The following is a 13,467-nucleotide window of genomic DNA, read 5'->3' on the forward strand; positions in this document are numbered from 1 at the left end:
CGTTGGGTATGCCGGCCGGCCAGCTCAGCGACCCCGGGGCCTCGGGGGACGCTGGCCGTCCCGCCACGGGCGGCACCGGGCTCCCGGCGCAGGGCGCCCCCGCCGGAGCCCAGCTGCCGACCGACCCCGACGTCGCCATCACCGAGCTCTACCACGCGCACTGGCACCGGCTCGTGCGCCTCGCGTGGCTCCTGCTGCGCGACCAGCTCGCCGCCGAGGACGTCGTGCAGGACGCGTTCGTCGCCACGCACCGCAGCTGGTCGGCCATCCGGGACGGCGGGCGCGTCGTCGGCTACCTCCAGACCGCGGTCGTCAACGGGTGCCGCTCCGTGCAGCGCCACACCGTCGTCGTCGACCGCCAGAACGCCCGCGACGCCGCTGCAGCCGACGCCCCGGGGCGGGGCAGCCACGGCAGCGCCGAGACCGAGGTCCTCCACACCGCCGAGCGCGACGCCGTGCTGGACGCCCTGCGCACCCTGCCCTCGCGCCAGCGCGAGGTGCTGGTGCTGCGCTACTACTCCGACCTCTCCGAGGCACAGATCGCCCACGCGCTCGAGATCTCCCCCGGCGCCGTGAAGACCCACGCCCACCGCGGCCTCACGGCCCTGCGCCGCACCATCGAACCCCTGGAGCTGTCATGAACACCGAGCCGAAGCGACCGGGCGAGCTGCCCGACGAGGAGCCGACCCTCATCGGTGCCGTGCTGCGGCCGGTCGAGGCGCGGTTGCGTCGCTCCCTCGAGGCCGAGGCTCGCTCGATCGCCCCGACCGACCGTCTCGGCGCGATCCTCGCGGACGCGCACGCGTCGGACCAGACGGGCTCGGGGTCGGGGTCGAAGCACCACCGGTGGCTCGTGCCGGCGGTCGCAGCGGCCGCGGCCGTCCTCGTCGCCGGCACCGTCTGGGCCGTCAACCGACCGTCCGCGCCGACACCGCCGGTCGCCGGAACGCCCACGGTCGTGGCCTCCTCGACCTCGCGGCCCTCGTCCCCGACGTCGTCCGGCGCACCGTCGACCGTCCCGACGCAGACGGCCCAGCGGCCGACCACACCGGCAACGACCGCGGTACCGCCTCCGGCCACGACGACCGCCACCGTGCCGGTCTACTACCTCGGCCCGGTCGTGGCCGGCAGCGACCAGCTGCGACTCTTCCGCGAGTTCGTGTCGTCCGCGGTCCCGTCGCCCTCGGTGCCGGCGGGCAACGCGTTGACGGCGCTGCGCCTCGCGATGGGACCGGCTCCGACCGGGAGCAGCTACCGGACGGCCTGGCAGGGCGTCACCGCCGAGGCGGTGACGCTCGGCCCCGACGTCGTCACGGTCCGGCTCTCGTCCGGCACGACCTCGTCCGAGTCGCTCGCGACCGAACAGCTCGTCTGGACCGTCCAGGCGGCGCTCGGCAAGGCGCTGCCCGTCCGCTTCGAGCTGGCCGACGGAGGCGCCGAGGTCTCGCCCGGCCACCCGGCCTCGTCGACCTTCACCCGTCCCACCGACGCCATGGCCGTCCTCGAGCAGGTGGCGCCCGTCTGGGTCGACGAGCCGGCCCGGGGCTCTGCCGTCAAGGCGGGCGCTCGGCTCACCGTCAAGGGCGTCGCCAGCACGTTCGAGGCCACCGTCGAGTGGGAGCTGCTCCGCGACGGCCGGCGCGTCGACCACGGCTTCACGACGGCGTCGGCGGGGGCCCCGGACCGCGGCACCTACCGGTTCACGACGAAGACCTCGCTCACGCCCGGCGCCTACGTCGTCCGCGTCTTCGCCACCAGCGCGAAGGACGGGTCGGCGGTCGCCGAGCAGCTCGTCCCCGTCACCGCCCGCTGACCGGCCCGCTCCGACCCGTTCGGGGTGGTCGCGGCACCCACCTCAGGATCGAGACCACCCCGGACCAGAGGGGCGTCCCGGGTCACTCCCTGGACGGGCGTGTGCCGTCAGGTCCAGCGGGTGCGCGCGCTGAGGACGGCGAGGGCCGCGGGTCCGGCGGACGACGCCCGCAGGATCGTCGCCCCGAGGCGCACCGGACGCGCCCCGGCGGCCGTGAGGGCCTCGATCTCGCGCTCGGAGATGCCACCCTCGGGGCCGACGACGACGAGCACGTCACCCGACGCGGGCAGCTCGACGGACGCGAGCGGCTCGGTGGCGTCCTCGTGGAGCACGAGCGTGAGGGCCGACTCCGCCACCCGGGCCACGAGCGGTGCGAGCCCCACCGCGGAGGACGTCACCGGCACACGCGAGCGGCGTGACTGCTTGGTCGCGCGGGTCACGACCGCGGCCCACTTGGCGAGCGACTTGGCGGCGCGGTCACCACGCCAGACCACGACGGAGCGCTCGGCCTGCCACGGGACCACCTCGTCGACGCCGAGCTCGGTGGCGGCCTCGACCGCCTGCTCGTCGCGGTCGCCCTTGGCGAGGGCCTGGACGAGGACGAGCCGCGGGGCGGGCTCGGGCTCGACCGTCACGTCGAGGACCCGTCCCCGGACCCAGGCCCGGTCGACGTCGGTGGCCTCGAGCAGGGCGCGCCGACCGGCACCGTCGGCGACGTAGTAGCGCTCACCCGGGCGGATGCGCACGACGGTCGCGGCGTGGCGCCCCTCGTCGCCCTCGAGGAGCAGGGACGCGCCCACGACGGCCCCGGCCACCGCGGACGGCTCGCCGAGGAAGAGCTGGTGCGTCACCGGGCGCTCACGGACGGGTCACTTGTCCTTGAAGGCGTCGCGCAGCTTGCCGAAGAGTCCCTTGTTGGCGGGCGTGAGCCGTCCCTCGTGGCGCTCCTCGCCGCGGAGCGTCGCGAACTGGTGCAGCAGCTCGCGCTGCTCCTCGGTCAGGCGGGTCGGCGTCTGCACCGTGGCGTGCACGAGCAGGTCGCCGCGGCCCCCGTGGCGCAGGTGCGTCACGCCGAGACCGCGCAGCGTCAGCACGTCGCCGCTCTGCGTGCCGGGCTTGATCTCGAGGTCCTGCATGCCGTCGAAGGTCGAGAGCTTGAAGCTCGTGCCGAGCGCGGCCGCTGCCATGGGCAGCTCGACGCTGCAGTGGAGGTCGTCGCCGCGACGCGTGTAGGTGTCGTGGTTGACGACGCGGATCTCGACGTAGAGGTCGGCCTTGGGCCCGTTGCCGGGACCGACCTCGCCCTCGCCGGTCAGCTGGATCCGGGTGCCGGTGTCGACACCGGCAGGGACCTTGAGCTTGAGCGAGCGGCGGGTGCGCACCCGGCCGTCGCCCGAGCAGTCGTGGCAGGGGTCGGTGAGGGTCGAGCCGTAGCCCTGGCAGTTGACGCACGGGCGCGAGGTCATGACCTGGCCGAGGAAGCTGCGCTGGATCTGCTGCACCTCGCCGGCGCCCTTGCAGATCTGGCAGGTCTGGCGACCGGTGCCGGGCTCGGCGCCGTCGCCGTCGCACCGCTTGCAGCCGACCGCGGTGTCGAGCGTCAGCTCCTCCTCGGAGCCGAAGACGGCCTTGGACAGGTCGATGTCGAGGCGGACCAGCGCGTCCTGGCCGCGCTGCACCCGCGCCCGCGGACCGCGCGTGCCGGCCTGGGCGCCCGCCCCGAAGAAGGCGTCCATGACGTCGCTGAACGAGAAGCCCTGTCCTGCACCGAAACCGGCGCCGCCGCCCGAGGCGAACGGGTCGGCACCCATGTCGAAGGACTGGCGCTTCTGCGGGTCGGAGAGGACGTCGTAGGCCTGCGAGACCCGCTTGAACTCCTCCTCGGCCTCGGCGCCGGGGTTCACGTCCGGGTGCAGCTTGCGGGCGAGCCGACGGTAGGCCTTCTTGATCTCCTCCTGGCTCGCGTCGCGCGAGACCCCGAGGACGGCGTAGTAGTCGTTCAAGCTGAGATTCCTTTTGGTACGTGGTGCTTTCGGTTCCGGCGCGGCGCTGCGCCGGCGGACTGGCCGCTGTGGTGCAGGTGGGTCAGGTGGCCTGGTTCTCGTCGAGGATCTCGGAGACGTAGCGCGCGACGGCGCGGACCGAGGCCATCGTCGTGGGGTAGTCCATGCGGGTGGGGCCGAGCACCCCGAGGCTTGCGACGCGCTCGGCTCCGGAGCCGTAGCCCATCGACACGAGGGACGTCGACTGGAGCCCGGTCACGGGGTTCTCGGAGCCGATGCGCACGGAGACGAGGTCGGGGTCGTCCCCGAGCTGGCCGAGCAGGCGCAGGAGGGTGACGTGCTCCTCGAGCGCCTCGAGGATCGGCCCGATGGTGCGCGGGAAGTCGGTGCCGGCGCGCGCGAGGTTGGCCTGCCCGGCGAGGACGACACGCTCCTCGCGCTCCTCGACGAGGGCGTCGCCGAGCGCGGACACGACGGCCTCCGTGGCGGCGCGGTCGGCCTCGTCGGCCTCGTCGACGAGGCGCCGCAGCCGCGTCGCGGCCACGGTGAACGGCACACCGGCCGCCACCTCGTTGATGCGCGAGCGGATCGAGGCCACGAGTGCCTCACCGGTGCCGTCGGAGAGCACGCGTCCGGTGTCGACGACGCGCTGCTCGACGCGACCGGTGTTGACGATGAGCACGATCATCAGGTGCGACGACCCCATCGGCACGAGCTCGATGTGGCGCACCGTCGACCGCGTCAGCGAGGGGTACTGCACGACGGCGACCTGGCGGGTCAGGCTGGCCAGGAGGCGCACGGTGCGGTCGACGACGTCGTCGAGGTCGACAGCTCCCTCGAGGAACTGGCCGATCGCGCGGCGCTCGCCCGAGCCCAGGGGCTTGACGGCGCTCAGGCGGTCGACGAACACGCGGTAGCCCGCGTCGGTGGGCACCCGCCCGGCCGATGTGTGCGGCGCGTGGATCAGGCCCTCCTCCTCGAGCAGGGCCATGTCATTGCGCACGGTCGCGGCACTCACACCGAGGTGGTGGCGCTCGACGAGCGCCCGGCTGCCCACGGGCTCGGAGGTCTGGACGTAGTCCTGCACGATCGCGCGCAGCACCATCAGCCGGCGGTCCTCGCTCATCGCGTCCCCTCCTTCACGGGTCTGGCACTCTCGATCGACGAGTGCCAAGTCTACGACGTGCCTCGCGGATCTCCGATTTCATCCAACCGTATGCCGTCGCGGCGCCACCGCCCCCGCCCGCGTGGCGGCTGCGTGGGAGCCCACCGGGCGGCATACCCTCACTGGTCGTGTCCCCCAACGATCGCTACGGCTCCGACGTGCTCAACGGCGACTGGCGTGCCCCACGGCGCGGCCGGTCGACCCCGACCCCGGCGGAGCCCGACCTCGTCGTCGAGGAGGTCGAGACCGGCTGGGTCGGCGCCGTCGTGCGGGTCGAGAAGGCGGGCGGCATGCACGTCGTCCACCTCGAGGACCGGCGCGGACGCACGAAGGCGTTCCCGCTCGGACCCGGCTTCCTCGTCGACGGTGCCCCGGTGACGCTCACTCCCCCGCAGGCTGCCGCCGGCACCGCCCTCGCCGAGGCGCGCCGTGCCGCGTCCCGAACCGCGAGCGGCTCGGTGGCCGTCGAGGGCGCCCGGGCACGCGTCGCGAGCGGGTCGAGGATCTACGTCGAGGGCCGCCACGACGCCGAGCTCGTCGAGAAGGTCTGGGGCGACGACCTGCGCGTCGAGGGCGTCGTCGTCGAGCTCATGGACGGCGTCGACGACCTCGCCGGCATCATCGCCGAGTTCCAGCCGGGGCCCGGGCGTCGCCTCGGCGTGCTCGTCGACCACCTCGTCCCCGGCACCAAGGAGGCCCGCATCGTCGCGCAGGCCCAGGCCCTGCCGGGCCTCTCCCAGCACGTGCGGATCCTCGGCCACCCCTACGTCGACGTGTGGCAGTCCGTGCGCCCGGAGCGGCTCGGCTGGCAGCAGTGGCCGGTCATCCCGCGCGGCACGTCGTGGAAGCACGGCATCTGCGCCGAGCTCGGCTGGGCCCACGCGAGCCAGGCCGACATCGCGAACGCGTGGAAGCGGATCCTCGGCACGGTGCGCACCTACGCCGACCTCGAGCCGACCCTGCTCGCGCGCGTCGAGGAGCTCATCGACTTCGTCACCGAGCCCGGCGCCTGAGCGCCGGCCCGCGGCGCCTCACGGCGGCTCGCGGCGGTTCGCGGCGGCTCGCGGCGGCCGGGTCACTTCTTGAGGTAGCCCTGGACGTCGACGACGAGGTAGGACGCCGCGCTCGTGTGCACCGTGATCGACCCGTCGGCGCCGACGGGGACGACGACGGCGTTGACCCGGGTCCGTCCCGAGGCCACGGTGACGTTCGCGGGGCTCGGTCGGGTCGTGCCCGAGGCGTACGCCGTCACGGCGGTCGTCGCCGTCGGCGCGATCGGCGTCAGGGTGATGGACACGGCGGCCACACCGACGGTGGGCACCCCCGCGCGGCCGAGGACGGGGACCGAGACGGTCGAGCCCGCTGCGACGCGGCCCGTCGGGGCCCCGAGGCCGACGCGCGTGTCGAGCACTCTGGACGGGGCGACCGCGACATGGTCGCCGCCCGTCCGGAACCACCCGATGACGTCGACGAGCAGGTCGGTCTGCGCCGTCGAGTGGATGGTCACCTTTCCGCCGGTGCCGATCCGCGACACGACGACGCCCGTCATGCCGGCGTCCGCGTCATAGCGCACTTGGGCCGTCGTCGGCCGGCCGGTCCCCGTCGGGTATGCCGTCAGCCAGCCACCCGCGCCGGGCGCGGCCGCCGAGACGGCGAGGACGACGGCGGACGCTCCCGTGCTCGGCACGATGCCGGCCCCGGCCACCGGGAGGTCGACGCTCCCGTTCGCGGGCACCCGGACCTGCACGGTGCCCAGGCCGGTGCGCGTGTCGAGGACGCGGGTCGGCGTGACGGACACGAGGTGTCCGGTCGTGGGGTACCACCCGACGACCTCCGCGACGAGGTGCGTCGTCGCCGAGGTGTAGAGCCGCACCTTGCCGTCGGTGCCGAGCCGCGCCGGCACGAGCTCGCTGATCGTGCCCGCCGTCGTGAAGGTGACGCTCCGGGCGCCGGGCCGTGCCGCGCCGGACGGGTAGCTCGTGAGGTAGCCGGAGGCGGCGGGCGCGGTGACCGTGACGTTGAGGACGGCCGTGCCGACACCGCCGCTCGGGACACCGGCCCGGCCGCTGACCTGCAGGGCGATCGACGTGCCGGCCGCCACCTTGGCCGCGGGCGCACCGAGTCCCGTGCGGGTGTCGAGCAGACGGGTCGGGCGGACGGGACGGTAGACGTCGGTGTCGACGACCGTCGCGCCCTGGTCCTTGAGGTGGATGAAGCCGTTGGGCCACTTGCCGCCGGCCCGCGTGACCTTGCGCCACTTGAAGTCGCCGCCCCAGTTGTCCTCGGACACGAGGATCTCGTCGGCCGAGACCACCTTCTCGACGTAGGCGACGTGTCCCGTCGAGGAGAAGGAGGTGTTCCACCAGGCGACCGAGCCGACGGCCGGGTCGTCGTTGGTCTGGCTCGGGAACGACGGGCCCCAGTTGTAGGCGTTGCCGGACAGGGAGGCGGGCTTGGTGTTCGGCAGGCCGTTCCTGACGAGGCGGTAGGCGACGTAGTTCGTGCAGTTGTGGCCGGTCGACTGCCGCCAGTAGCTCGTGGCGCTGTTCTCCTTGTAGCCCGAGTGCGGATAGCCGGCCGACTGGCACGGGTCGTAGCCGGTGCACAGGACGATCCACTCGGCCGAGCGGGCCGGTCCCGCCAGACCGACCGTCCCGGCCGCACCGAGCAGCAGCGCGACCACCGCGAGGAGGACGGCACCCGTGCGCGTGCGGGCGGGACGAGAGGTCCGCGCGGGCTCGCCGCCGGGTCCGGGGAGACGAGGCTCGGCCGTGAGGTCGCGCTCGAGTGGCATAGGTGTCTCCCGTGGTCGCCGTGGGTGCATTCGGCAATCTAGGACAATGGGGCCACACGATCACTGGTTTCCCAGAAATCCCATGCGACACGCGAGAGATCTACGGGACCTCGGGTCACTCCTGTGTTAATGACACCGCTGTCATTCTCGGGCACAAGAGGCTCGCGAGGCCGCGCGCTCCCGCGGCCTCGCGACTACGACCCGTCCGCGCGACGCCGGCGGCCCGGGAAGGCCACCCGGGCGATGACCTGCTCCTTGAGCGAGGTGAACGGTGGGCGCACCCAGACCGTCGTGTCGGGTCGGGTCGGCATCGAGAGCACGGCCTTGTCGTGCGAGAAGAGCGCGACCGACCGCTCCCCGTGGTAGGCGCCCATGCCGCTCGCCCCCACCCCACCGAAGGGCAGCCCCGGGACGGCGAGGTGCGCAAGGGGGATGTTGAAGCCGAGCGCGCCCGACGAGGTGTCGCGCACGAAGCGCTGGCGCACCTGGTCGGAGGTCGTGAAGACGTAGAGCGCGAGGGGCTTGTCCCGCCGGTTGACGACGTCGATGGCGGCATCGAGCCCGTCGACGGCGACCAGGGGCAGCACCGGCCCGAAGATCTCCTCGCGCATGACGAGCTCCCGCGGGTCGTCCGCGTCGTCGACCTCGACGACCGTCGGCTCGAGGTAGCGCGTGGAGGCGTCGGAACGACCACCGGTGACGACCCGAGCCGGGTCGACCAGGGCCGTGAGCCGCTCGAAGTGGCGGCCGTCGACGATGCGGCCGTAGTCGGCCGACTCCGCCGGGTCGTCACCGAAGGCCTCTTGGATCGCTTGCACGAGAAGGGGTTTGAGGGCATCGAGCGTGGAGCGGCTCGCGAGGACGTAGTCGGGCGCCACGCACGTCTGGCCGGCGTTGGTGAACTTGCCCCACACGAGGCGGCGCGCGGTCACCTCGAGGTCGGCGTCGTCGGCGACGTAGGCCGGGGACTTGCCCCCGAGCTCGAGCGTCACCGGCGTCAGGTGCCGAGCAGCAGCCTCCAGGACGATGCGGCCGACGGCTCCGTTGCCGGTGTAGAAGATGTGGTCGAACCGCTCGGCGAGCAGCGCCGTCGTCTCCGGCACCGCGCCCTCGACGACGTGGACCGCTGAGGTGTCGAGGTGCTGGGGCAGCAGGCGCGCCAGCACCCGTGACGTCGCCGGGGCGACCTCACTCGGCTTGAGCACCACGGCGTTGCCGGCGGCGAGCGCACCGACGAGCGGGGCGAGGCACAGCTGGACCGGGTAGTTCCACGGCGCGATGACGAGGACGACACCGAGCGGCTCCCGCACGACCTTGGCCCGGCCGGGGGCGAGCGAGACCGGCACCCGCACCCGGCGCGGGGCGGTCCACGCCCGGAGGTGTCGCAGCGTGTGGTCGATCTCGCGGACGACGAAACCCGTTTCGGTGACCCAGGCCTCGGTGGCGCCCTTGCCGAGGTCGGAGTGCAGCGCCTCGGCGAGCTCGCCCTCGTGGTCGACGAGCAGCGAGCGCAGGGCCCGCAGCTGGGCGACGCGCCATGCCCGCGGTTTGGTGACCCCGTCGTCGAAGGCGCGCCGGGCCGCGGCGACGACCTCGGCCGCCCGGGACACCGCACCGTGGCTCGCGTGGGAGTCCGCCTCGTCACCGGCGGTCGTCGACAGGGTCTCGCTCATCGGGGCCTTCCTCGTCGGGGCCCCTCAGGAGGCGAGGAGCCGGTGCACCACCGTGTCCGCGAGCAGGCGCCCGCGCCGCGTCAGCACGAGACGGGAGTCCCGCACGACGGCCGTGCCGTCGAGCAGGCCGTCGGCGATGAGGCCGGCCACGGCGGTGCGACCCGATCCTCGCAGATCGGAGACCGGCAGTCCCTCGACGAGGCGTGTGCCGAGCAGCACACGCTCGTCGTAGCGCTGGTCGTCGGTGAGGGTCTCACGCGCCTGGGCCGGCGACTCCGCCGCACCCAGCCGGGCGGCATACGCACTGGGGTGCTTGACGTTCCACCACCGCAGCCCCCCGACGTGGCTGTGCGCGCCCGGGCCCACGCCCCACCAGTTCGTGCCGGACCAGTAGGCGACGTTGTGGCGGCACCGGGTCTGCTCCGACCGCGCCCAGTTGCTCACCTCGTACCACCCGAAGCCCGCGGCCGAGAGCAGCTCGTCGGCGAGCTCGTACTTGTCGGCCTCGTCGTCGTCCTCGGGCGCGGGCACGACGCCGCGGCGCACCTGGGCAGCGAGCTTCGTGCCGTCCTCGACGACGAGCGCGTAGGCCGAGATGTGGTCGGGATCGAGCGCGAGGGCGGCCTCGAGGCTGCGGCGCCAGTCGGCGAGCGACTCCCCCGGCGTGCCGTAGATGAGGTCGACGCTCACCTGCATGCCGGCCGCCTTCGTGGCCGCGACGGCCCGCGCGACGTTGTCGGGGTCGTGGGTGCGCTCGAGCGTGCGGAGCACGTGGGGCACCGCCGACTGCATGCCGACCGAGACCCGCGTGAAGCCGCCGTCGGCGAGCTCGCGCAGGGAGTCGGGCGTCACGGAGTCGGGGTTGGCCTCCGTCGTGACCTCCGCGTCGGCCGCCAGGCCGAACCGCGTGCGTATGCCGTCCAGCACGGTCACGAGGTCGGCGGACCTCAGCATCGTCGGGGTACCACCACCGACGAACACCGTTGACACTGCTGGCGCTTCGTCCCCGAGCACGCGGCGCGCGAGATCGAGCTCACGGATGGCGGCGTCGGCGTACGTGTCGATGCCGATGCTCGCGCCCGGGCCACCGAGCTCGGTGAGCGTGTACGTGTTGAAGTCGCAGTAGCCGCAGCGGACCGTGCAGAACGGGACGTGGACGTAGACGCCGAGGTCGGCGCTCGCGAGATCGGCCAGGGCCGCGGAGGGCAGCTCACCCGTGCTGGGAGCGGGGTCGCCGTCGGGGAGGGCGGAGGGCGGCATACGCCCATTGTCCCAGCCCCGGAGGCATGTCCCGTCCACTCCCTCGGTCGTACGCTGCGGTCATGCCAGAGAGTCCGTCGCAGCGACGGAGGGCCGCTCGTCTCCTCCTCGGCGTCGCCGTGCTCGTGCTCTGCCTCGTCATCGTGCTGCCCGTGGTCGCCGAACACGTGTTCGTCGAGGGAAACCGCCCCGGGCGGCTGCCCACACCGACCCCCGTCGCCGCCCCGACGTGCTCGCCGCCACCGCTCCCGCCGACGACCTACCCGACCTTCACGTCGGCGCCGGACGCCTCAGTGGCGCAGGGCGCGTCCTGGTCCGCCGTCGTGCGCACGACGTGCGGCAGCCTGACCATGCGGCTGGACGGGACGCGTGCCCCGCGCAGCGTCGCCTCGTTCGTCACGCTGGCAGAGGCCGGCTACTGGACCGACAGCGTCTGCCACCGGCTCACCTCGCGCCAGGCGCCGACGAAGCTCCTCCAGTGCGGCGACCCGACGGGCCGCAGCACGGCCGACCCCGGCTACGACCTGCCGCTCGAGAACGTCCCGGCCGGCCGCACCTACCGGGTCGGGGACGTCGGGATGGCCCGCGGGGACGGCTTCCCCGGCACGGCGGGTGAGTTCTTCGTCGTCCACCAGGACTTCACGGTGCCGGCCGGCGCACCCGTCTACTCCCTCATCGGGAGGGTGACCTCGGGGCAGGAGGTCGTGCAGCAGGTCGCGAGCCACGGCGGCGAGGACACCCGGCCCGACGGTCCGCCGTTCCAGTCGGTCAGCGTGCTCTCCGTCGACGTCGCCCGGAGATGACCCCGCGCGGGAGCGTCAGCGGTCGAGCTGGTCGAGGCGGTCGGCGAGGAAGCGTCCCTCGTCGTCGAAGTCGAAGCTGAAGCTCGACGCGAAGGCCTGCTGGGTCCACGAGCCGTCGGGGTGCTCGAGGTCCGACCGGCTGCGCACCGCGGTGAGGTCGTGCCCACGCAGGGCGGAGATGAGGTACTCGTTGCGAGCCGTGTAGGCGTCCGGCCCGAGGGCGAAGACGCGCTTCGGCGTCGTGCAGAAGGCCAGCGAGAAGAGGCCGCTGCCGGCGAAGCCCGCGATCGTCCCGGCGGCGCGGAAGAGCGCCACCTGCTCGGCGAGCGGGTGGTCCTCGGGGTGCACGACCTCGAAACCCCTCGCCACGAAGAACGCCTCGACCTCGGCCACGTTGTGGCACGACCGCTTGAGCGAGGGGCGGCGCGAGACGAAGATCCGCTCGGGCCGGCGACGCCGCTCGGCCGAGACAACGACGTGGTCACCGACGCGGTCCCAGAGCTGCGCCATGGCGGGATGGACGAATCGAGGCAGCGAGAACATGCCGGTCGCGGTGTAGAGCCGCTCGGGCCGGCAGGGTGCCGTGAAGACGTGCACGTCGTCGGGGGTGATGCCGAACGCGCCGAGGATGTCGATCTCGAAGGGCGCGAGCACGGCCGGCTCGCGGTCGTGCTGCAGCGTCAGGAGCACCTTGACGTCCGGCTCCAGCGCGCGGACCCGTTCCCAGGCCCAGAGCCGGCTCAGCTGCTCGGTCATGAGGTGGCCGAAGTGCCCGGGCCACTCGGAGTCGAGGTGGAACCACGCCCCGGGCAGCTCGTCCGGCGAGCTGATGTCGCGCCGCACCGTCCCGAAGCGCGGGGCGCGTTCGACGACGTAGACGTTGGCGATCCGCTCCATCCAGCTCTGCCGGAAGGTCTCGGGGAAGAGGACGTCGTCCCGGGTCACGATCTGCCCGCGCGAGCACGTCGGCGCGTCGTAGCGCCGCAGGACCATCTCGGGCACGGTCAGCCGGGACTGGACGTAGGGATCGGCGACCCGGTTGACGTCGTAGGCGCACGTCGCGGTCCACGTGACGGCGGGCAGCGCATCGAGCCGCTCCCCCAGCTCGGGACGTCCCGCGAGGACCGTGTCGACCTCCTCCTCACGCAGCTTCGGGGCGACGCGGACGCCGTTGACGACGCGGAGGACCTTGCTGTGGACGTGGACCTGCTCGAGCGAGCGACCGAGCCCCTCGACGTCCCGGTAGGCGGGCGCCTCGAACCGCTCGTCGTGGAAGTCGCGCGTGCGGGCCTCCTGGGCTGCGGCCACCAGGCCCCACAGGTCGCCGGCGTAGGCAGGTTCCGGCGGCAGGTTCTCGTTGGGCAGGGCGTCGTCGACCGCGATCCGGGTGCCGCCGTCCGAGGCGGTCAGCGACGCGGCCTGACGCTGCGCGAGGGACTCCCCGGGGCTCGCGGAGGCCACGGCGTCCTCGAGCGGGTGCGGGACGAGACGACGAGCGACGTACTCGCCCCCCTGGCGCAGGTGCATGAACACCCGCTCGAAGAGCAGGGCCTGGTCGTTGCCGTTCTCGTCGGAGGCGTCGACGACGAGGTCGAAGGGCCCTTCGACGGTGAGCCGCGCGTGGGTCTTCGAGGCGTCGTCGGGAAGCTGCACCGTCGACACGCGCAGCAGGGGCCACTGGGCCGCCAGGATCGTCGACCACGGTGCGGCGTCGGGTCCACCCACGACGAGCACGGCACCGTCCGTGCGCCCGCGCAGGGCGGCGACGACGACCTCCATCGCGGCGAGGTGGGGACGCACGTCGGCCCATCGTTGCTGGTCGGCCCGCCGGACCAGCTCGCTCGCCGGATGCACCGGAGGCTCCCCCACGACGGGGTCGGCGGCATCACCGTCCGGTAGGCGTGTGGCTGGCACAGGGGACATCCAAGCACGCCCGCACCCACCCGGACGCCAGGA

At 73.4% G+C, this 13,467-nt stretch carries 11 protein-coding genes; 4 read left to right on the plus strand and 7 right to left on the minus strand.

Annotation, left to right across the window (positions count from 1 at the left end; genetic code table 11):
- Positions 1 to 8: 8 nt before the first annotated feature.
- Together ACSSS0_RS02185 and ACSSS0_RS02190 are read left to right on the plus strand one after the other, a co-directional pair.
- On the plus strand, positions 9 to 641 hold the full coding sequence (locus tag ACSSS0_RS02185) for a SigE family RNA polymerase sigma factor (RefSeq protein WP_487229891.1): 633 nt from the start codon (positions 9 to 11) through the stop codon (positions 639 to 641).
- Complete coding sequence (locus ACSSS0_RS02190; protein ID WP_487229892.1) at positions 638 to 1,813, plus strand: Gmad2 immunoglobulin-like domain-containing protein; 1,176 nt, start codon at positions 638 to 640, stop codon at positions 1,811 to 1,813. Before ACSSS0_RS02185 ends, ACSSS0_RS02190 begins: the two co-directional genes overlap by 4 nt.
- Before the next feature lie 107 nt (positions 1,814 to 1,920).
- Here ACSSS0_RS02190 and ACSSS0_RS02195 read toward each other — a convergent pair whose 3' ends face one another.
- From ACSSS0_RS02195 to hrcA, 3 genes are all read right to left on the minus strand, one after another.
- The gene (locus ACSSS0_RS02195) at positions 1,921 to 2,664 is read right to left on the minus strand and encodes a 16S rRNA (uracil(1498)-N(3))-methyltransferase (RefSeq protein ID WP_487229893.1); all 744 of its coding nucleotides are present in this window, start codon (positions 2,662 to 2,664) and stop codon (positions 1,921 to 1,923) included.
- 18 nt (positions 2,665 to 2,682) lie between these two features.
- Positions 2,683 to 3,816 (minus strand): molecular chaperone DnaJ, encoded by a 1,134-nt coding sequence (gene dnaJ, locus ACSSS0_RS02200; RefSeq protein WP_435985534.1) that lies wholly within the window; start codon positions 3,814 to 3,816, stop codon positions 2,683 to 2,685.
- An 82-nt stretch (positions 3,817 to 3,898) separates the two neighbouring features.
- Positions 3,899 to 4,942: a heat-inducible transcriptional repressor HrcA gene (gene hrcA / locus ACSSS0_RS02205; protein ID WP_487229894.1), complete on the minus strand. Its 1,044-nt coding sequence runs from the start codon at positions 4,940 to 4,942 to the stop codon at positions 3,899 to 3,901.
- A 161-nt stretch (positions 4,943 to 5,103) separates the two neighbouring features.
- Here hrcA and ACSSS0_RS02210 point away from each other — a divergent pair, with 161 nt between their 5' ends.
- Positions 5,104 to 5,994, plus strand: a complete 891-nt coding sequence (locus tag ACSSS0_RS02210; protein ID WP_487231176.1) for a DUF3097 domain-containing protein — start codon at positions 5,104 to 5,106, stop codon at positions 5,992 to 5,994.
- 62 nt (positions 5,995 to 6,056) lie between these two features.
- Here the strand turns inward: ACSSS0_RS02210 and ACSSS0_RS02215 are convergent, their stop codons facing one another.
- The 3 genes from ACSSS0_RS02215 to hemW form a co-directional block, all read right to left on the minus strand.
- Positions 6,057 to 7,775, minus strand: coding sequence for a CHAP domain-containing protein (locus ACSSS0_RS02215; protein ID WP_487229895.1), 1,719 nt, complete (start codon positions 7,773 to 7,775; stop codon positions 6,057 to 6,059).
- 194 nt (positions 7,776 to 7,969) lie between these two features.
- A complete protein-coding gene (locus ACSSS0_RS02220; RefSeq protein ID WP_487229896.1) occupies positions 7,970 to 9,448 on the minus strand; it encodes an aldehyde dehydrogenase family protein in 1,479 nt (492 codons plus the stop codon).
- Between the two features lie 24 nt (positions 9,449 to 9,472).
- Positions 9,473 to 10,708 (minus strand): radical SAM family heme chaperone HemW, encoded by a 1,236-nt coding sequence (hemW, locus tag ACSSS0_RS02225; RefSeq protein ID WP_487229897.1) that lies wholly within the window; start codon positions 10,706 to 10,708, stop codon positions 9,473 to 9,475.
- 62 nt (positions 10,709 to 10,770) lie between these two features.
- Between hemW and ACSSS0_RS02230 the strand changes: the two genes are divergently transcribed.
- Entirely contained in the window at positions 10,771 to 11,511 is a 741-nt protein-coding gene (locus tag ACSSS0_RS02230; protein WP_487229898.1) for a peptidylprolyl isomerase, read from the plus strand.
- Positions 11,512 to 11,526: 15 nt separating this feature from the next.
- Here ACSSS0_RS02230 and ACSSS0_RS02235 read toward each other — a convergent pair whose 3' ends face one another.
- Complete coding sequence (locus ACSSS0_RS02235; RefSeq protein WP_487229899.1) at positions 11,527 to 13,311, minus strand: glycosyltransferase family 61 protein; 1,785 nt, start codon at positions 13,309 to 13,311, stop codon at positions 11,527 to 11,529.
- Positions 13,312 to 13,467 lie beyond the last annotated feature (156 nt).

This window comes from Terrabacter sp. R4-6 (assembly GCF_057529065.1).

What these genes read in the sequence shown, in the direction of transcription:
- ACSSS0_RS02220 (WP_487229896.1), bottom strand. Translation starts at nt 9,448, where the DNA reads ATGAGCGAGACCCTGTCGACGACCGCCGGTGACGAGGCGGACTCCCAC.
- ACSSS0_RS02215 (WP_487229895.1), bottom strand. Translation starts at nt 7,775, where the DNA reads ATGCCACTCGAGCGCGACCTCACGGCCGAGCCTCGTCTCCCCGGACCC.
- hemW (WP_487229897.1), bottom strand. Translation starts at nt 10,708, where the DNA reads ATGCCGCCCTCCGCCCTCCCCGACGGCGACCCCGCTCCCAGCACGGGT.
- ACSSS0_RS02230 (WP_487229898.1), top strand. Translation starts at nt 10,771, where the DNA reads ATGCCAGAGAGTCCGTCGCAGCGACGGAGGGCCGCTCGTCTCCTCCTC.
- ACSSS0_RS02190 (WP_487229892.1), top strand. Translation starts at nt 638, where the DNA reads ATGAACACCGAGCCGAAGCGACCGGGCGAGCTGCCCGACGAGGAGCCG.
- hrcA (WP_487229894.1), bottom strand. Translation starts at nt 4,942, where the DNA reads ATGAGCGAGGACCGCCGGCTGATGGTGCTGCGCGCGATCGTGCAGGAC.
- ACSSS0_RS02185 (WP_487229891.1), top strand. Translation starts at nt 9, where the DNA reads ATGCCGGCCGGCCAGCTCAGCGACCCCGGGGCCTCGGGGGACGCTGGC.